Genomic DNA, 21,045 nt, shown 5'->3' on the forward strand with positions numbered 1-21,045 from the left:
ACTCTGAAAATTGCCGTGGCTAATGATATGACTCTCAATCGCTGTTGTTATTTCCTACTGATCGTCGCGGCGATCGGAAGCTTTTTTACGTCGTCTCCTTTAGTCATGTGGTTCCTGCTCGCCAACATACTGACGCTGGTAATTTACGGCGTGGACAAAATAGCAGCGCGTAAGGCCTGGCGCAGAGTGCCAGAATCCACTTTGCTGGTGTTTGGCGTTGTAGGTGGGTGGGCTGGCGCGATTATTGGGCAGCAACTCTTCCGCCATAAAACACAAAAACAGCCATTCAAAACATACTTCATCATTAGCGTGATATTGAGTGTCTCAGCAATGGCGGCGGTTTATCAGTTCTATCCGTTTTCACTTTCCTGAGCGTCAGCTATGTGCGCACTATCCGGTCAATTTCCATCACGGACTTTGTCGTTCTGATCATTCACATCTTATAGTTACAGGATGATGTCCGGGAGGGTGGCTATTTTTGGAATCAGATCTATTATCCACCCTGCCCTTAAATTAATTGGATTATAGATTAAGTGTTATACAGTGAAATTCCGTACCTTGCCCATAATGTGACTTTTTGTTAAAGTCAAAAAATCAACGTCAAATACTTTGCGTATTACATGGACGTTATTTATACAAATAATAAGATGATGGAGCTAAAATGAAGTATGTATTTGCCCTTATGTTAACTGTGGGATTATCCAGTTGTACCGCAAGTGATTGGGTTGATGCTGCAGGTGGCATAATGCAAGCTAAAGACCAACACGAAAAAGACACCAGAAGCAATCGCATAAAAGCCGCTAACAAGGCCGCTGGTTACTAATATTTAAACCAATAAAATAAATAATTACCGGCCTAATGGTCACGGTATTTAAGAAATAGCTATACTCGTCATACGTCAAGTTGCAGGTCTGTTGGCTTCCTGCAACTTGAATTATTTAATGTATATATCCATGTTTACCTACCATTTTGCGGTGAATAATGCGGTATTTATTGCGATAAATACTGGGCAGCAAAAAAAAGTGGTGCTATAGTGATTTGAAATTTGACATTATATCTACCTGAGGACGACCTCAGGTACGATCCATCAACCGGGACGGCCCATTCTTCTGTAGGAAGATTTTATGGACCGTTCATGTTTCTGCAGTTCAGTAACTCCATTACTTATATTACACGCCTCAGATGCTTTTGGTTCCTGCTCCCTGCCAGAATACCAGCCATATCAGGCCTGCCCGTCGGGATACCATTCAAATGACCCACTGAGGACATCTGAATGAGCCCGGATATCGCTAATCTCTCCCATCACTGGTCACTGGCGATATTTATAATCGGAGCGATCGGCCTTGGTGCATTACTACTTCTGCTAGCCCGTTTTATGGGCGGACGATCCAGCGGACATAGTAAACATGAACCTTTCGAATCCGGGGTATTGCCAGTAGGCAGTGCCCGTTTGAAACTGTCTGTAAAATTTTATTTGGTCGCACTCCTTTTTATTATTTTTGAAGCTGAAGCGCTGTTCCTGTTTGCTTATGCCATAGCGGTGAGGGAAGCAGGCTGGAGCGGTTTTATTGCGGCAAGCATATTTGTGTTGATCCTCCTCGTCGGGCTCATTTACGAATCACGGATGGGTGTTCTGAATGGCGGTCAGGGGCAGAAAAATAAGCGCCAGAAAGAGGTGTAAGCACTAAAAACCACTATATGCAAAATGAGAATGCAGGGCCGGTAACACGGTACCGGATATTTAGCGTCGGGACGACCCGTCGTGTTCAGTTAAATAAAGGGACGCCCCTTCACAGAACTATAAGGTGTTATTATGCGTAAACTCGTGTGGTTATTAACTTTGGCTGGTTTTCTTTCTGGATTTGTCATCAGCCAACTGCTTGCACAGATATCCGTCTTCCCCACCAGTGTGATGCCGTGGGTAAACGTAACGCTTTCCCTGGGAATGGGTTGTCTGGGATATCTCGCGGGCCATTTCTTCAGGTGGATCGTTTTAAAAACCGATATGAATTAACACATCCTGAAGGTATGTGCATCACGGAGCGGGAACGCAACTCACTTCGTGTATTGATAAATAGCGATGCCGGGCATTCCGGACTCTATGCAGGACGACCTGCCGCTTATTAATCTCAATGGGACGACCCGTATGTAAGGATATTACAATGGCCTGGTTATCTCTGTTTCTGGCAGGTATTTTTGAAGTGGTATGGGCATCAGCAATGAAAGAATCGCACGGGTTTACACGTCTCATACCCAGTGTTGTTACCCTGTTGTTTATGCTCCTCAGTTTTGGTCTCCTGGCCTATTCCATGAAATCCTTGCCTCTGGGAACGGCTTACACTATTTGGGTCGGCATCGGTGCAGTAGGTGCGTTTTTCGTCGGAATTACCCTGTTTGGGGAAGCTGTTAACTTTACTCGTCTGTTCGCTGTCGGGCTCATCATTTCCGGTGTAGTGCTCCTCAAACTCGCCACCAAATAAACCCTGCGCCTGCCGGTCAGACAACAACGCCTTCAGGCAAAGTGATCAAGGCGAATACCGCATACCGGCAGGCCGGGAAGAGATATTTCTCTCACAATCAGATATCTTTAAACCTTTCCACTGAGACAGGTTCCGTTCCATGACATTACAAATACGCCAGGCCACGCTGGCCGATTCGGTGTTGCTCAATGAGATGGGGTTTCGCATCTATCGTGCTCACTTTCAGCATATGTGGGTGTCTGAAGCGGAGATGAACGATTTTTTAGAAAGTGAATACTCTCTGTCCACGCTTGAAAAGAGCCTGAGAGACCGTAGTGTCAGTTGGTATGTGGCCGAAACCGACCGCCCAATTGGTTTTGCGAAATTGACATGGCAAAGCACAATACCTGAGACGGAGCTTTCAGGCGTGCTGCTTAACAAGCTCTACCTTTGTCCTGCTGAGACAAGTAAACGCTACGGTCAGTTAATGTTCGAAAGAATTAAAGAGCTTGCCCGGAGTAAGGGAAAAGATTTTTTATGGCTGGAAGTTCTTGAACAGAACGAACGCGCTCGCAAATTCTACGACAAACAGGGCATGCAGTTTATTAAAGCGATCGTTTTCGAAACAGCTTCGCAGCGGAGCATTCTTAAGATCATGGGAATATCTCTGTAGACTTGTGCCCTATTACCGGTTGGGATGAACGAAAAACACGCTGCAAAATCAACAAAATATAATCAACTTGCTTAATTACTCTGCAATCGCGTGAAAACATGAAGAAAAATAGCATTTCCCTCTTGCCTCATTCGGCCTCTGCCGCTAATATTCGTCCCCGTTGTCACCTACAACATTGCGTTCATAGCTCAGTTGGTTAGAGCACCACCTTGACATGGTGGGGGTCGTTGGTTCGAGTCCAATTGAACGCACCATTCCAAATTTGTGCGTCCGTAGCTCAGTTGGTTAGAGCACCACCTTGACATGGTGGGGGTCGATGGTTCGAGTCCATTCGGACGCACCACTCAGTTATATCCCTGAATTTCCTAATATTCCCAAACCAGAACACATATAAACTTGGTTATACGTTGTCCTGTTTTAAGCACAGGGAAATGTCCCCTACCCTGTATTGCCGGAAAAGATGAGAACGATGAAAGGGCTACAGGATCAGCCCTTCCATTGATTGAATTTTACTTGCTGTCGATGCGTCTTCCGCTGGCGTCAGTAACCTTCTCACCGTCTTCCTTGGTAAAAGCCCCCTTCTGTGGCTGTGGAAGAATATCCAGCACGACCTCCGACGGTCGGCACAGACGCGTTCCCAGCGGTGTCACCACAATTGGACGGTTAATCAGGATCGGATACTGCAACATAAACTCGATGAGCTGTTCATCAGTAAAACGATCTTCAGCAAGCCCCAACACTTCATACGGTTCAACGTTTCTACGCAGCAGTGCCCGTACCGCAATCCCCATCTCTGCAATGAGTTTGACCAGTTCGTCACGCGATGGCGGTGTTTCAAGGTAATGGATAACGGTCGGCTCAGTACCGCTGTTACGGATCATCTCCAGGGTGTTGCGCGACGTACCGCATGCCGGATTGTGATAGATAGTAATATTGCTCATTTCAGTATCTCATTACAAAGTAAAAGAGAGGCGTAACGCCAGTGCAGCCAGCGTGACAAACAGCACAGGCAACGTCATGATAATCCCGGTGCGGAAGTAATATCCCCACGTGATTGTCATATTCTTCTGTGAGAGAACATGCAACCAGAGCAGCGTTGCCAGGCTACCGATCGGTGTAATTTTCGGCCCCAGATCGCAACCAATAACGTTGGCATAAATCATCGCTTCTTTAATCACCCCTGTTGCGGTACTGCCATCAATAGACAGCGCGCCAACAAGCACAGTAGGCATATTGTTCATAATGGAAGACAGAAACGCTGTCAGGAAACCTGTACCCAAGGTAGCTGCCCAGAGCCCTCTGTCCGCCAGCACGTTCAGTAGCCCGGAGAGAGACTCCGTCAGCCCGGCATTACGCAAACCATAGACCACCAGATACATTCCCAGCGAGAAAATGACAATCTGCCAGGGTGCGCCGCGTAACACTTTACCCGTGTTAATGGCATGGCCCCGTTTAGCAACAGCAAACAAGATGGCTGCCCCAACTGCCGCGATTGCGCTAACCGGAATACCAAGCGGCTCAAGAATGAAAAAGCCAATCAGAAGAAGGATCAAAACTATCCAGCCCGTTCTGAATGTTGCCGGGTCCTTAATCGCCTTTGCAGGGACCTCCAGCCTGGCCAGATCGTAAGTGGGTGGAATATCCTTGCGGAAGAACAGATGCAGCATCAGCAGCGTGGCAACAATAGCAGCAATATCCACTGGCACCATGACCGACGCATATTCCGAGAATCCAAGCCCGAAGAAATCTGCCGAAACGATATTTACCAGGTTCGACACAATAAGCGGCAGACTGGCCGTATCAGCAATAAATCCGGCAGCCATAACGAATGCCAGTGTAGTGCTTTTACTGAACCCCAGAGCCAGCAGCATGGCGATAACAATAGGCGTTAAAATAAGCGCCGCGCCATCATTGGCAAACAGCGCTGCGACCGCCGCACCAAGCAGAACGATATACGTAAATAGCAAACGACCACGACCATGGCCCCAACGAGAAACGTGCAGTGCAGCCCATTCGAAAAAACCGGACTCATCGAGCAGCAGGCTGATAATAATAACAGCAATAAACGTCGCTGTTGCGTTCCAGACGATATCCCACACCACCGGAATATCACCGATGTGTACAACGCCAGAAATCAGTGCGAGTACAGCGCCGAATGTGGCGCTCCAGCCGATCCCTAATCCCTTCGGCTGCCAGATAACCAAAACAATGGTCAGGACAAAAATAGCGCCTGCCAGTAACATAAATCCTCCAGACAAGGCGACAGAGTTGCCCTGTAAATACTTTCAATTAACCCACCAGACCTCTGAGTTTTTCGATGCCGCCAGGTTCTGATGCAAGTAATGGAACCAGTGCTATATGCGTAGCATGTTGTTGCTTGACGGCCTCAATCTGCGGTATCTCCTGCCGGGCACGTTGACACAGCAGTGGCGAGCGCGTGTCTGCAACAGAGAGGCTGTTGTTGATAATCCATCCCCAGGGCTGAATCCCCGCCCGTACAAGGTCGGCCTGCAAATTTGCAGCCTCCAGCACCGGAGTCGTTTCAGGCAACGTGACCAGTAGCACTTTGGTTCGCTCCGGGTCCTGAAGCTGCATCATTGGCGTTGTAAAGTGTCCTTTATTCCCCATTTTCCGGGCAATCTCGCGGTGATAAGCCCCTGTAGCGTCCAGAAGTAAAAGCGTATGTCCTGTAGGAGCCGTATCCATGACAACAAACCGCTTTGCTGCTTCGCGGATCACACGGGAAAATGCCTGGAATACCGCAATCTCTTCAGTGCAGGGAGAACGTAAATCTTCTTCCAGCAGTCGCTTCCCGGCGTCATCCAGACTCCTGCCCTTTGTCTCAAGAACATGCTGGCGATAGCGTTCGGTTTCATCGTGCGGGTTGATCCTGCTGACCTGCAGATTATTGATGCTGCCGTTGAGGGTTGTGCTGAGATGTGCGGCAGGATCTGATGTCGTTAGATGCACATCAAATCCCATGTCCGCAAGCCTGACGGCTATAGCAGCCGCCAGAGTTGTTTTACCGACGCCACCTTTCCCCATAAGCATAACCAGACCGTGCTCACTGCGGGCGATATCATTGACCATCTCAGAGAGAGACAAATTCTCAGGCTGGTACTGATTAACCTGTTCAGGTATCGATGCAGCCTCAGCACGCATAGTGAAAAGATTTTTCAGCGCGGATACGCCAACCATGTTCACCGGTTGAAGAAATAAGGTGTCTGTCGGCAGGCCAGATAAACCGGCGGGAAGATTTGCCAGAGTCTGCTGCTCCCGTTGCCATATAGCTGCGGCTAATGTGTCGCCTGCCGCTTCGGTTTCTGGCAATACGCCATTAATGACCAGATACTGGTTATTAAGACCAATCGCGGCGAGTTCCTCATGAGTACGTGAAACTTCACGTAATGTTGAACTTTGCAATCGTGCGACCAGTACCAGCCGGGTACGCTCGGGATCGGACAACGCCTCAACAGCATGAGCATATTGTTCGCGCTGTTTTTCCAGCCCGGCCATTGGCCCCAGGCAGGAAGCACCATCCGGATTACTTTCAATAAAGCTGCTCCAGGCGCCGGGAAGTTGCAGCAGGCGGATAGTATGGCCTGTCGGCGCGGTATCAAAAATAATGTGATCAAAGCGAGTCAGCAGATCCGCATCAGTCAGCAAGCCGGTGAACTCATCAAATGCCGCGATCTCCGTCGTGCATGCCCCCGAGAGCTGCTCACTGATGCTGTTAACAACATCATCAGGCAGAAGCCCTTTAATAGGATCGACGATCCTGGCCCGGTATTGCTGAGCGGCGGCCTGCGGATCGATCTCCAGAGCAGCCAATCCCGGCACAGACTTCACGGGAAGAATGGTGTTGCCGATAGTCTGATCGAATACCTGACCAACATTCGAGGCGGGGTCCGTGCTAACCAGCAAAACTCGCTTGCCCTGCTCAGCCAGACGGATAGCCGTCGCGCAGGAAATGGAGGTTTTACCCACTCCGCCCTTACCAGTAAAAAACAGATAAGGCGGGATATTCTGTAAGAAACGCATACATCCTCCTGACATACTCAACAACAGGAACTCTTACCACCACAGCAGCTTGTCGGTGCTAATCCCACCTTCTCCAGTGGAATGCCAAACCAGCGAGCCAGTTCAGCACGTTTTGGATAACGTCCTGCCATCACCGTTTCTCCATCCAGTAATAGCAATGGAAGTCCTTCAGCACCTGAAACCTCAAGGAATGTTTTTGCTTTCGCGTTCTGTACAAAACTCATGGGTTGTTGCGCGAGGTTGTAGCGCTCAACCTGAATCCCGCGTTGTTTCAGCCATTGCACATCGGCAGAGAAATCGACCAAAACCTGATCGACATCGCTTCCACAAACGCCGGTACTGCAACACATAGCCGGATCAAACACCGTTAACGTTTTCATCTTCAACACCTCACATTCGAAAAAACATATATGTTTAGGCAAATTTTTTAGATACAAACAGCTTTGCCGTTACCAGAGCAATTTGCCGATGCCAGCTTACGGGCGATAGCTTGTACGTCGTCCTGTTGGCTTAACCAGGCCTGCTCGATAACCTGCGCCGCCCACGAAGGAATATGCGGAGATAAGCGGTAATGAACCCACTTCCCCTGCTTGCGATCCAACAGTAATCCACTTTCTCGCAACATCGCCAGATGACGTGAAATCTTAGGCTGCGACTGATCCAATGCCGTACAGAGATCGCACACGCACAACTCCCCCATCTCCCGGAGTAACAGCACGATACCGAGACGGGTCTCGTCAGAAAGGTTTTTGAACAACTGTAGGGATGAAATTTGCGACATAATAACCTCCTGCCATGGGGTAAGTTTCTCTCTGCGTAGATGAAAAGTCAAAAACATATTCTTTTTATCGAATATGTTTTCAATATTCAAAGAGGTCCCTCTCTGAAAATTCATCTTGAAATGAAGCCCCCACCGCTTGTACCAGCAGCGGTGGGGATCCATTAGTGCGAGTAATTTTCAGGTTTGGCTATAAGATGATCCAGCGAATACGTAGAGGTAACATGCGAGTCACTTAACGGAACCTGTGAGGTATCACCGGCATGTCCTGGATTTGCAGGTGCTGCAGCAATTGTCCCATGATGAGTTTCGCCAACTTTCATCAACAGGGTAATGTCGGCGATTTCATGTAACTCATGCGCCAGATCGCTAAGATCCACTTTCCCATGCTCGCCGCTTTCTTTACCGGTAAAGATGCTATGACCTTTTTCATCGGGTTGACCTGCTTCACCATGATGAAAATTGAAAGCAAACGAATCATGATTATCATCAAACAGCTTGCCTAATCCACTTTCGTGCCGTGCTGCATGATGGTTTTTATCCGCAATATGAAACTCCTGCTTTCCATGATGAATGGGGGCGTCGACTATCACATCAACATGCTGTGATTGCCGTGTCACATTGCCATGGTCATCATGCGCCATCACCGAAACAATCACGTCGTTGTGTCCGCTAAGAAGACTGTCGGTCTGAACCGGAATGTCATAGCTCAGATGCCCATGAGTTTCATGCAATCTTGCATCGTATTGTTTACCGTTAATCGTCGCGCTAACGTGATCGCCTTTATGTACATCCCCGTCTATAAAACCCGTAATGTGATTGAACGGGTTGCGTGCTTCATGCCAATCGATACGGTTATCACCCGTCACTTTATTCACAATGATCGTGGCATCAGCATGAGTATCCAACACCACGTTCTGATGCCAGGCCGGTGTGACTTTGTTGCCCGCATCATCTGTTGCCCGCACACTCACCGTGAAATCATTGTCTCCTTCATGCAACCACCCTTTCTTCACTTCAACGTCATAGCCCAGGTGATTGCCGACGGTGACCACTTTAGTTTGAACAGCGTGACCATTAACCAACAGCGTGACAATATCGCCATCCTTTGCATCACCATCAACCACGCCGCTGACAGAAATATGACCAGATTCTGCCGCATTGATGATGTTATCCGACGCGACGGGATCCATGCTGATGGAAGCATCAGCATGCGTATCCAGTGTGACAGTCTGAGTTGTGGTCGAGGTTGCCGTATTACCAGCAGCATCCTTACCGCTAACGGTAACCGTAACGCTATTTTCACCTTCGTTGAGGACATTACTATCAACGGGGATGTCATAGGTCAGTGAACTATGATGCTTGTCAGTATGTTCAACGATAATGCCAGTATAAGTATGACCATTAACGGCGAGCGTTACCGTATCACCAACATGAACATCACCCTGCACACTCCCCGTAATTGCCGTCTTCCCTGACATCAGTTCAGTGAAATTAACTTTGCCATCGCCCGCAATCGTATTAACGTGAATACTGTTTTCCGCATGTTGGTCAATAATCAGTTTATTGGCTTCGCACAGGGTTACCGTATTTCCAACAGCATCAACTCCTGTGACCGTATAGGTAATTTCCGGGTTCTGAAGCAGTTCAGAGGTATTTACCCGTACTTTAAAGGTTAATTCACCGCTCGGACCATGTTCAATTATTGCGTTCAGATCATTGCCGTTAACATGCACAATCACGTTATTACCCGCATGCACATCGCCAGTAACTGTGCCGCTGATCTCCGTCGTCGGTTTTTGGCTGTCATCCAGATTAAGCACATTGTCATCTGAGACTTTGTTGATATGCAGCTCCACATCAGCATGATCATCGATAGCCACCGCTCTGACGGCACGCTGGCTAAAGGAATTTCCTGCATCGTCTGTGCCGGAAACAGTCACTGTAATCGTTGGCGTGTCGGTTGGATGGGCTTTTAATTCAGCCGTCAGCTCTGCTTTTAAATCTGCCGTATCGACTTTCATCGTGTAGCCAGGCTGTCCGTTCATGCCAGGCAGTTCGATGACTTTGCCAACAGTCAGATGACCATTGAGCATGATTTTCACGTCATCACCGATCCGGGCGTCACCACCAACCACACCACTAATTTCAGTCTGCTGGGAACTGAGATCTTTCGCGCTGAGGATATTGTCACCTGAAACGGTATTAATGGTGATAGTTGCCGAGGCAGTCGTATCCACACCTATAGTGCGGTCCGCGAATGCATCAATCGAGTTTTGCGCTGTATCATTCCCGGTCACTTTCGCATCAATACGGTGTTCGGCCAGCAGATCGACAGTCCTGATATCTGCTTTGTAAGTCATATCCGGCGCAATTTTGGCATGATACTTGTGGTTATTAACCGTCAGCGTGACATATTCGCCAGGATTCACATCGCCTGACACGGTACCGGTTATTTGTGTGACAGGACTCTTTGTTTCTGACAGGTTAAGGACGTTGTCATCCGTAACACTATTGATCGTTACCGTCGCCTTAACGTCGGTATCAACGGCAATCGTTTTACCATCCGTTACCGTCATTACGTTGCCATGATCGTCGTTGCCGGTCACGCTGGCGGCAATAACAGGGTCGTGACGTAAGTCGTCAATGCTTATCTCTTTGCTGAATCTCAGTACATGACTGGCATCTTCAAACACCTGCGTCGTAATTTGGTGGCCGTTAACGGTCAATGTTACGTTGCTTCCCGTATGTACATTGTCACCGGTTACGGTACCGCTAACGGTCGTCGTGCCAGACCGGGATTCCACACTATTAATAACATTGTCACCGGCTATATCATCGAGCTTAATTGTGGCGCTGACATCAGTATCAATAATCAGTGGTTTAGACACAGTAACAATCTGGCTGCCATGATCATTATGGGCCGTGACTGTCGCTGTAATATCCGGATGATTAATGAGATTTTGCGTATCAACGCTAATCTCATAACCGTACTCGCCCGGCAAGTTAGGACGTTCAGTAACATAGCCGGTATAGCTGTCTTTTCCGATATGTAAGGTCACCTCATCACCCAGGTTCACATCGCCTGAGACTGTGCCGCGGATAACCGTGTGCGGTGACTGCGAATCCGACTGGTTAATAATGTCGTTACCTGCAACCGGATTTAAGGTGATAACGGCATGTGGTTGGTCGTTATGAGGTAGCGTGGTGGTGTTGCCATTATTAACCGTGCCATTATTGCTGGTCGCTGGCCACGGAACATTAGCATGTATCTGAGCGCTTGCCGTTTCACTATTACCGTAAGGATCGGTGCTGGTTATCTCTACTCTGACATCGGCATTATTATCTAAATCGTGCGCGTTAATATAAACAGGGTTGCCGGTTGCAGCATCAATAAGGCGATCGCCGTTAAATCCAAGATGACCATCAGAATATTTCTGCACCGCCGTTTCATAGGTTTTCCCGTTGGCGAAGATTTTAACCACATCGCCTTCTTTTGCGTCACCACCAACCGTTCCCTCAATGACCCAAAAATCCCGGGAGCCGTTAAGTGTTAATGACCCCACTTTTATTTCCGCATCAGCCCGTGTATCAATATTTATAGTATGATCAGACTCAGCCAGAACGGTATTACCTGCTGCGTCGTAACCCATTACAGAAGCGTGGATCACGGGCTTACTATCACCTGAAATTAAATCTGCAGTACTGACATCAATGCTGTAGTGAAGACCACCACCTTGATCGCTAACGCAGCCAAAATAATGCTGTCCATTTACAATTAACTCAACCCGATCGCCACTATGGACATCGCCACTAACAAGACCAGTGACAGTCGTATATTCCTGATGCGCTTCGGTATTGTTAATGACGTTATCGTCAGTAACAGAGTCAATCGTAATGGTTGCATAAGCACGATCATCCCTTGATACATCGTGTGTCGCCCCGGCTGTTATGGTATTGCCTGCTGCATCGCTGGCATTAACCGTTGCAACAATATGCGGATCAGCAAGCAAATCTGCAGTACTGGCGGCAAAGGAATATCCCAGCTTGTTATCAAGATATGCCTGAGGCTTCACTTCAACATCGTACGTATGACCATTCACCGTAAGATGCACGAATTCTCCCGCGTTAATATTTCCGGTGACCAAACCATTAATGACAGTGGTCGGTGACGATTGATCCAGCTGATTAAGGACATCGTCGCCTGAAATAATATTGATAGTCACCGTAGCATCCGCGTGATCATCAATGCCAACAAGGTGTTCAGCCGCTACCACTGCACTATTTTGCGCTGCATCTGTCACGCCGATACTGGCGTATATTTTATGATCGCCAGAATGAATATCCGTGGTTTCCACCGCGATACGGTAGCCCATCTGGTTATTCCCCAGGTCTTCCACTGTCCCGTGATAAACATGGTTATTCACTGTCAATGTCAGCGGATCACCGACGTGCATTTCGCCGGTTACATTGCCGGTTACCAGGGTAAAGCGGTGATTAAGCTCTTCATCGTTTAGCGTGTTATCTGCTGTCACAGGATCCACCGTAATGGTGGCATCAACATGTGTATCGACAACAATATCCTGCTTAGCTTCAATGAGGGCCGTGTTATTGGCGTTATCAGTGACAGAAATCGAGGTTCTGAGGTGCGGATCACTCATCAAATCGTAGGTGCTGACATCAATACTGTAATGAAGGTTAGCGTCCACCCGACCGGTTAAATCAAGGCCATTAACATGCAGAGTCACCAAATCGCCTTCTTTCGCGTCTCCACTTACCGTCCCGGTAATGGTTGTGAACTCATGTCCCGACTCTGCGGCGTTGATAATATTGTCATGATTAGCGGTCACCGGGTCGATGGTAATCGTCGCCTCCGCATTCAGATCGACCACTAATTCTTTCGATGCCTCCACGAGCTGTCTGTTACCAGCCGCATCCTGACCCGTAATATGCACTGTTATCGTATGATGTGGATCGGCAAGCATGTCTCTTGTCAGCACATCGACATTGTAACCCAGCGCCCCATTCTGATGTGCAAGCGACGCCACAACCGTCTCATAGTTTCGCCCGTTCACCGTGACGACAACTTTGTCGCCCGCATGGACATCTTCCCCACTCACAGTTCCGGATACTTTAGTGAAATGCTCTCTCGACTCTGAATGGTTGATGATGTCATCACCCGTCACTGGATCAACAGTGATACTCACATCCGCGTGGTTATCAATATGGACAATGTGTTCGGTGGTCTGGATGACTTCGTTTTGCACGTGATCAAACGAAGTTACCGTCGCGGTAACTTTAACGCCCGAATCGATATGTCCGCGATTATCGCTGAACGCGTAGGAATCAACCGCAATACTGTAGCCCAGTTGATGGTCAGGTAACTCCACGACATGCCCGGAATAGTGATATCCGTTAATCTTGAGCACGACATCATCACCCACCTTCGCATCGCCCCCCACAATGCCAGTGAGAGTTTGTTTGGGTGTCTCCAGTTCACTGTAGTTAAGTACGTTGTCATTCGTCACTGCACCAATGGAAATTGTGGCGTGGGCCTGTCTGTCAAGAGTGACCTGGTGATGCTCGACTGAACTCGCCATGTTTCCTGCATCATCATTACCCGTTACCGTCACCTGCACATCATTTTTACCTTCACGGAGGTAATGTGTTGGCACCGCAACCTCATAACGCAGATGTCCGTTATCGACCACCACTACGCCATTAACAGTATGGCCGTTGACGCTCACAACAACAGGATCGCCCGCATGTACATCGCCACTGACTTTGCCACTGATAATCATCGGCATACGGGACTCGCTGGCATTCACGATGTTATCCCCATCCACTGTATCAATGTTCAGCGCGTTGTAGGCATGGCTATCCAGAATGATAGTTTTATGCTCAACGGCAATAGCCGTGTTCCCGGCGTTATCGACGCCAGTAACCATCACCTGCACATCGTTTTTGCCTTCAACAAGCGCGCTATGCGGCACGGTGACATGATAGCCGAGATGGCCATTTACCTCTGAAACTAAGCCTGTATAACTGTTGCCATTTACGCTGATCACGACAGGATCGCCTGCTTGTGCATCACCACGAACAGTGCCGCTAATTTCCGCAGACTCATGGGCGTTGACGGTATCATCTCCCGCCACGATACCGATCGTCACCTCATTATGCGCATGACGATCAACGGTAATGACCCTATGCTCATAAGCAACCGCTTCGTTTCCCAGGTGGTCATGACTGGTCAACATGACCTTCACATTATTCTTGCCTTCGTGCAGCACACTGGTCGGTACAGGCACGCTGTAATACAGATGACCGGCAACACCCGCCACTTCACCAGCATAATCCCGGCCATTCACAGTAATAACGACCGGATCGCCTGCCTGAGCGTCACCACCGACATTGCCACTGATCAAGGTTGGCAGACGAGATTCATTCATATTAATGATGTTATCGCCCGCAACCGTGCCAATATGCACCTCGTTAGACGCGAAGTTATCAATATGAACCGTATGTTCGGTAATGACGGTGACTTCATTGTGAGCGGCGTCATGAGAGGTGACCGAGGCGGTGAATTTAATATCTCCGTCAATCATGGCGTGATTATCACCAAATACCGCAGGATCCACAGAGATTTTATATCCCAGCGTTCCATCACCGAGATCGACAACGTTATCGATGAATTTATGCCCGTTAATATCCAGAGTCACGACATCGCCGCGACGAGCATCCCCACCGACTGTTCCGCTAATTATCTGCTTTTGCGCGTTCATTTCTGCGTGGCTTAGTGTGTTATCTTTCGTCACGCGATCAACGCTGACGGAAGCATCCGCATGGGTGTCCAGCACGACGTTTTGATGCGCCAGCGCAATCGCTTCGTTGCCCACCTTGTCATGACTGATCACGTTGACCAGGACGTCGTTGTCACCTTCCTGAAGGAGACCCGACGAAATCGCGACTTTATAATGCAGTTGCCCGTGGCCATCTTCAACGACCCGACCGGCAAAGCTCTGCCCCTGTACCTGCACCACAATCCGATCACCCGCTCTGGCATCCTTCCCGCTCACTACGCCAGTAATAAAGGTGTCATGCTGTGATTCCGCCGCGTTCACTACGTTATCGCCCGAGACCGTTCTGATAACCACAGCATTTTCGGCATGGTTATCAAGATGGACCGTGTGCTCTGTCGTCTGAGTGACAACGTTACCGGCTTTATCATGGGCGGTGACGCTGACAGTGAACCTCAAATCGGCATTTACTTCACCGCCGTTATTACCCAATGCGCCGGCATCCACCGGGATGCGGTAACCCAGCGAACCGTCGTTCAGGACGATAACGTCTCCGGTGAAATGCTGCCCACGGATATCAATATCAACTCGATCTCCCGGACGAGCATCCCCGCCTACGCTGCCATGAACCCATTGCTTCGCATCCAGCTCATCGTGGTTCAGTACATTATCTTTTGTCACTGCATCCACGCTTATCGTGGCATCGGCATGGGTGTCCAGCACCACATTATGGTGCGCTACTGCGATCGCTTCGTTGCCTGCTTTATCGTGACTGGTCACCGTAACCAGGACGTCGTTGTCACCGTCCAGAAGTACGCCCGGCGTTACTGCGATTTTATACTGTAACTGGCCTCCAGCATGGGCAAACGCTTCGCCCACGAAGTCCTTTTCGTTTACATGCACCACAACCCTGTCGCCCGCTCTGGCATCCTTCCCGCTCACTACACCGGTAACATAAGTGTCATGCTGCGATTCCGCCGCATTCACTACGTTATCGCCCGAGACCGTTCTGATATCCACAGCGTTAAAGGCGTAAGTATCCAGCGTCACATTTTTGTGCTCGACAGCTATCGCTTCGTTGCCCGCCATATCATGGCTCACCACCATGACCTGCACGTTATTGTGGCCCTCACCCAGCGCATGGCCTGGTAAAGGGACGGCATAACGTAGATGACCGTTGTCATCCACCACCTTGCCGTAAAACGTCATTCCGTTAACCGTGACTATCACACGGTCCCCTGACTGCGCATCACCAGCGACATCTCCGCTAATGACTGTCGGCATACGATTTTCGATGGCATTTACTGTGTTGTCGCCAGCCACGGTACCGATGGTCAGAAAATTATCAGCCTGCGTATCAAGCGTGATTGTCTTGTACGCTACTGAAATCGACGAGTTGCCAGATGAATCAACGCCGGAAACCATCACCTCTACATCATTACGACCTTCGTTTAACGTACCGTTCGGTACAGCGACGTTGTAACGCAGTGTACCGTTTTCATCACTCACCGTACCGTAAAACGGCAATCCGTTAACACTGACCACCACAGGGTCTCCGGCCTGAGAATCTCCGGTCACAACACCACTGATAAACGTTGGCATACGGTTTTCCATCGCGTTTACCACATCATCGCCAGCAACGGTGTTAATACTTAGTTCGTTGTGGGCAAACCTGTCGAGGGTGACAATTTTGTGCTCAGTAGCAATAGCTTCATTACCAGCAGCATCATGACTGATAACCTGGACATGGACATCGTTTTCACCTTCGCGAAGCCGGTTTGTCGGGACAACAACCTCGTAACGCAACTGACCGTTGTCACTGACGACGACCCCATGGGTATCATGCCCCCCAACAGTCACCGTCACCTGATCCCCCGCTTTGGCATCGCCACCGACGAAACCAGTAATCATAACGGGCATGCGGGCTTCATTTGAATTGACGATGTTATCGTCAGCAACAGTACCAATCGTGACGGTGTTATGAATATCCAGATCGATATCAACATGATGGCGGGTTGAGGCTTGCGATGTATTACCTGCAGCATCCGTCGACGTCACAGTGGCTTGAACATGGGGATCGGAGAGCAATCCCTGAGTGGAGACGTTGATTTGATAACCCAGCTTACCATTACCCAAATCGATAACAGTGTTGGTATAGGTCTGCCCGTCTACCAATAAAATGACTTTATCGCCAATCTTTGCATCACCCGCAACAATACCGTGAATTAGCGTCTGCCGATTATGGGACTCCGCGATATTGATAACGTTATCTGGCGTAACACTGTCTATGGTGATGCTGTCATGCAAAGCGATGGTGTCAATAACTGCGACAGAGGTAACTTGCGCAGTACGGCCCGAAACGTCTGTAGCCGTTGCCTCTACGGTAATACGCCCTTCAACCATTTGGCTTAAATCAGGCCGTGCAGCCCAGTGACCGTCAGTCACAGCTACATCGATGATTAATGTGTTTTTCTGGCTATCAGTGAAAATGAGCGTGACATGATTTTGGTTGCTGGTACCGCTAACGCTGGCATGATTTATTTCATTTTTACTTACGTAGCCATCGTTACCCGCAAAATCATCAATGTGAACCACGGGAGGAAGAACATGGAGGGCACCAGCTGAATCGCTTGCTGCGACGCCGCTATCAGGTAATCTACGCTCCCATTCAGGCTCACCGATCCCCCGCGTTTTGAAACCAGCCGTCGGGTTCACTATCTGCCCGGTAAGCTCCAGTTGCAACAGAGTATGTCCACCGCCGCCACCTTCAATCTGTACTGTAGGTTCATTACCGGCGGCAGGCGCTTCAAATGATTTAGTCGGGTCTTCACCTGATGCAATCGCATTCTGTAACGATGCAACATCCTGATTGTTATGATCATCGGAGTTTACGGTGTGCAGGCCATTCTCGCCCCATTGACTGTTTCGTCCAAGATCCAGGATTCGGCCATCAGACAGCGCTACGCTAACCGCACCGTTGCTGCCGGTAATAACCTCTTCACCGCTGTAAATTCTGTCACCTTCTTTCAGGAGGCGCTGCGAGCCATCCGCTTCCATGACATAAACCTGGCCAACTATCGTTTTAATCACACCGAGTAAATTACTCACAGCTTTCTCTCCTGGAGAACATCATTATTTTTATAAAAAATAAATATATTAAATAGCCACACCCTAAATAACTTGAATTGCAGGAAGGCAGCCAACACCTAAGCGGTTTAAGTATGATGGGTATATACAAAAAATCATTCAAGTTGCATCAAGGCGGCTAGTGAGTGAATCCCGATGAGCTCACTCTGGTAAGTGGTTCGGGCGAACGAACGTAGCCAACGCCGAGGCAGCTTGAAGGATGCCGTGCATAAAAATATTATACTTACCTGTGAAACAGATAGGGAGCGCGACAAATGTCCATTAATGGGCATTTGATTAATTGAAAGTTAAATTATAAACAAGTCAACATTAAAACATGCGCCGCAAAAAAAACGACAATACTACAACAAATCAACCCCTGTAGGTTCTCCTGTAGTGACCGTTATATCTCCATGCTGGACTTATTTGTCATATAATCCAGAACTGTTTTAATTACCTGTTGTTCAAAATGCTCTGCATGCAGATATCTTTTTTCTTTATAATTTTTACTTGTATCCCGATCGGGTTGATGTAAAAAGCATTCTGGAGGCGTACACGAGATAATTGAGTTAATTATTTCAACTGGCTGCGGATATTCAAAAAACAGCGAGCCGGAGCAATAATTATGGGTGAGTTGCCACTCGGACAATTCGTTCAGGAAACAATCCGACTCTGGTTTTGGTATTGCGCTGGCTTTATCGTGACCTAAAACAATAAAAGCAAGATTGTACAACCCATGTGCATATGGCCAGAACATTTTATTGAGCTTAGTGACACCAAACTCCCTTACTTGTGGAACACTTTTACAATATAGATCGAGTAGTGTTCCCGCTTCGGCAACGTTTCCATCAAGAAGTGCAATCAGGTATCGAATAGCCAGGAGATCGTGAGTGGCCTGCTTAGTCGCAAGTACCCTTTTTGCGCCTTCCCTTGCATCTGTTTCAAAGTCAGTACGTTTGTACCATAAAGCCATAACTAAATTGGTAATCGCTATTGTAACAGGATGACCATTGTCACTCAGACCACACTTTTCAGGTAAAAGAAGTGACACACGATAAAACATGCCGGCGGCAAGAATATCCAGGGTCGTCCATATATTGATGCAGTGATCGCATCCGGAATCCACACCCAACGTCACGTGCCTGACCATGGCAGACTGACGCAGGGCTGAATGTAGAAGTTCCATGTCCTTTGACTGTATCGCGGTTTTGTACCCCAATAACTCTGGCTTACCTTTCATGCGAAGCATAAAAAGCCATGAACTTACCTGCTCATGAAGGGAATAACCTTCGTGGCACTCATCATGAATAGCCAGGCACTCAGCTAAATAGTCATTCATGCTCATCCAGACAAGGGCATTTTTTACAGCCTCTTTTTCGTATTCTCGCTGGTATGCACGTTGATATTTAGGGGAAATAATAGCCATAAAAAACCTGCAAATTAGTAGCGTTAGCACTACTTTACGATAAAAAAGAGAAGCGATTATGATGAGTTATCACGTCGAAATCAGTCGCTTCCTTGCCCTTTACACAGCCTACGAAAACGGTATTTATCACCCATCACTATCGGCGTTCCGCATATTTGCTACGTTTGTGTTGATACAGTAATTCGTCCGCTTTCAACATTGCAACTTCAAGCGTATCGCCTGGCTGCATCTGGTGCGCTCCCCAGGAGAACGCCACCAGTTTATCGCGATCAATAGTGAGCAATTGTTCCTGCACGCGATCGATAACATCACGCGACTTATTCAGTGAATAATCGATAAGAATCAGGCAGAACTCATCTCCCCCCAGCCGTATGCCATAATCACTTTTACGAATAGTATTTCCCAGCGCCAAACCCAGTGCCTGTATCGCTTTATCGCCCATATGGTGGCCAAGCGTATCATTTATTTTTTTGAGTCCATCGCTGTCAATCGCGATGATCGTGACAGGGATGTTGCGATCAACGAGCGCGCGTATTTTTTGCTCAAGTTCAGGCGTAATAACTTTTCTGTTATACAGGCCAGTCATCACATCCGTCACGTTATCCCGCGAAAGCGATTCCTGTCTGATTAACTGCTTATGCGCATATCGACATAATGTCCAGGTCCCCAGAACATACAAAATAAATAACCACAGATTAGCGATGATGACGTAGATAGCATCCAGTTTGACATGGAGGGTGTAATACTGGGTGATTTTGTCCTGGTAACTGATCAAACCAAAAGATTTGAGATCCGGGTTATGAAAAATAATATTCGCACCGGTTGCATTATCCGTAACATACAGAGACAGAAATTTCCATAGCAACGGCCGGTCAACTGTTTCGAATGAAACGATAAGATCGTTAATATTGATATCTGTAATCAGAATGCCTTTCACTTTATCTCCCAGGAACACTGGAGTAAGCATGCTGATAATATTATTTTGAGTATAACCATCCTGGTAAATATGAGACACAATGCTTTCCCCTCGTATCAGGTCATCCAGAGCGTTCTCATCGATGGTAATAGTATGTGCGCTGCGCGCGATATTAATGCTGCGACCATTATTAACTAACCAGTTACTAAAGGTATAGTCACGGGTATTAACCAGTTTATTGATGTAAATATAGTTATGTGAAAGATCAATGTAGTATCTGATATTCCTGAAGGCATAGCCGGTATAGTTTGAAAAACTGTACTTTTGTGAGACCGTACTCCCTGGACTTTGAATTATGGACATCGCGCCAATATCACGCCCCCACTCTGTACACGTTTTATTCTGAGTCTGTAAGGTCCCTTCAAGGTTTTTCATAGTTTTAGACATAAGGTTAAACCCGTAGATGTTGCCCTCGTTTTCTACATGTCGACAGATCTCTGCCAGTTCACTATCGGTAAGGTTATCGGAGGATGTTCTGGAATAGAATTCCCGCGAAAGCCGACTGGCGATATTCTGATTAATTGACTCTTCATGGAATAGTGCCGATTTGCCATTTTCAGCGACATATCCCATATAATTCTGTAAATTTCGCGCTTCATGCACGGCCAGCGCGATGAACACTAAGGTGGTACAAACCACAGTCAAGATAATCGCACTAATATATTTTTGTCTCGACAAAATGGCTAACTCCTTGTTGTACCTCCAAGAAATAAGCTCAAGTATAGCATCAATCCATCCCTCGTGGCCTGCGGATAGGTACAACACAGCG

General features: G+C 48.0%; 13 protein-coding genes and 2 tRNA genes. 7 read left to right on the plus strand and 8 right to left on the minus strand.

All coding sequences use genetic code 11. From position 1 onward, the window contains the following. The first annotated feature begins 27 nt into the window (after positions 1 to 27). The 7 genes from OGX98_RS08905 (at position 28) to OGX98_RS08935 (ending at position 3,475) form a co-directional block, all read left to right on the plus strand. On the plus strand, positions 28 to 372 hold the full coding sequence (locus tag OGX98_RS08905) for a DUF1294 domain-containing protein (protein WP_045449584.1): 345 nt from the start codon (positions 28 to 30) through the stop codon (positions 370 to 372). 901 nt (positions 373 to 1,273) lie between these two features. After that, positions 1,274 to 1,681 carry an NADH-quinone oxidoreductase subunit A gene (gene ndhC / locus OGX98_RS08910; protein ID WP_048221539.1) on the plus strand — a complete coding sequence of 136 codons (408 nt, stop codon included), beginning with the start codon at positions 1,274 to 1,276 and terminating at the stop codon, positions 1,679 to 1,681. 132 nt (positions 1,682 to 1,813) lie between these two features. Further along, positions 1,814 to 2,014, plus strand: a complete 201-nt coding sequence (locus OGX98_RS08915) for a hypothetical protein (protein ID WP_048221540.1) — start codon at positions 1,814 to 1,816, stop codon at positions 2,012 to 2,014. A 148-nt stretch (positions 2,015 to 2,162) separates the two neighbouring features. Beyond that, a complete protein-coding gene (sugE, locus tag OGX98_RS08920) occupies positions 2,163 to 2,480 on the plus strand; it encodes a quaternary ammonium compound efflux SMR transporter SugE (protein ID WP_286595135.1) in 318 nt (105 codons plus the stop codon). 139 nt (positions 2,481 to 2,619) lie between these two features. Beyond that, a complete protein-coding gene (locus OGX98_RS08925; protein WP_286595137.1) occupies positions 2,620 to 3,132 on the plus strand; it encodes a GNAT family N-acetyltransferase in 513 nt (170 codons plus the stop codon). Between the two features lie 177 nt (positions 3,133 to 3,309). Then, positions 3,310 to 3,386, plus strand: a tRNA-Val gene (locus tag OGX98_RS08930). A gap of 12 nt (positions 3,387 to 3,398) precedes the next feature. Continuing rightward, positions 3,399 to 3,475: transfer RNA gene (locus OGX98_RS08935), tRNA-Val, on the plus strand. A gap of 166 nt (positions 3,476 to 3,641) precedes the next feature. Here OGX98_RS08935 and arsC read toward each other — a convergent pair. The 8 genes from arsC to dgcJ all read right to left on the minus strand — a co-directional run bounded on the left by arsC (position 3,642) and on the right by dgcJ (position 20,954). After that, on the minus strand, positions 3,642 to 4,073 hold the full coding sequence (gene arsC / locus OGX98_RS08940; protein ID WP_045442371.1) for a glutaredoxin-dependent arsenate reductase: 432 nt from the start codon (positions 4,071 to 4,073) through the stop codon (positions 3,642 to 3,644). 12 nt (positions 4,074 to 4,085) lie between these two features. Beyond that, positions 4,086 to 5,375: an arsenic transporter gene (locus tag OGX98_RS08945; RefSeq protein ID WP_225760869.1), complete on the minus strand. Its 1,290-nt coding sequence runs from the start codon at positions 5,373 to 5,375 to the stop codon at positions 4,086 to 4,088. A gap of 46 nt (positions 5,376 to 5,421) precedes the next feature. Continuing rightward, entirely contained in the window at positions 5,422 to 7,173 is a 1,752-nt protein-coding gene (gene arsA, locus OGX98_RS08950) for an arsenical pump-driving ATPase (RefSeq protein WP_286595138.1), read from the minus strand. A 17-nt stretch (positions 7,174 to 7,190) separates the two neighbouring features. Then, positions 7,191 to 7,553 (minus strand): arsenite efflux transporter metallochaperone ArsD, encoded by a 363-nt coding sequence (gene arsD, locus OGX98_RS08955; protein WP_045442366.1) that lies wholly within the window; start codon positions 7,551 to 7,553, stop codon positions 7,191 to 7,193. A gap of 47 nt (positions 7,554 to 7,600) precedes the next feature. Then, positions 7,601 to 7,954: an As(III)-sensing metalloregulatory transcriptional repressor ArsR gene (arsR, locus tag OGX98_RS08960; RefSeq protein ID WP_045449582.1), complete on the minus strand. Its 354-nt coding sequence runs from the start codon at positions 7,952 to 7,954 to the stop codon at positions 7,601 to 7,603. Between the two features lie 161 nt (positions 7,955 to 8,115). Beyond that, positions 8,116 to 17,856 (minus strand): retention module-containing protein, encoded by a 9,741-nt coding sequence (locus tag OGX98_RS08965; RefSeq protein WP_286595139.1) that lies wholly within the window; start codon positions 17,854 to 17,856, stop codon positions 8,116 to 8,118. 421 nt (positions 17,857 to 18,277) lie between these two features. Further along, positions 18,278 to 19,300, minus strand: a complete 1,023-nt coding sequence (locus tag OGX98_RS08970) for a hypothetical protein (RefSeq protein WP_286595140.1) — start codon at positions 19,298 to 19,300, stop codon at positions 18,278 to 18,280. A gap of 136 nt (positions 19,301 to 19,436) precedes the next feature. Beyond that, positions 19,437 to 20,954 carry a diguanylate cyclase DgcJ gene (gene dgcJ / locus OGX98_RS08975; protein WP_286595141.1) on the minus strand — a complete coding sequence of 506 codons (1,518 nt, stop codon included), beginning with the start codon at positions 20,952 to 20,954 and terminating at the stop codon, positions 19,437 to 19,439. Between the last annotated feature and the right edge of the window lie 91 nt (positions 20,955 to 21,045).

The organism is Citrobacter sp. Cm046, from assembly GCF_030333065.1.
GTDB lineage: Bacteria > Pseudomonadota > Gammaproteobacteria > Enterobacterales > Enterobacteriaceae > Citrobacter > Citrobacter murliniae.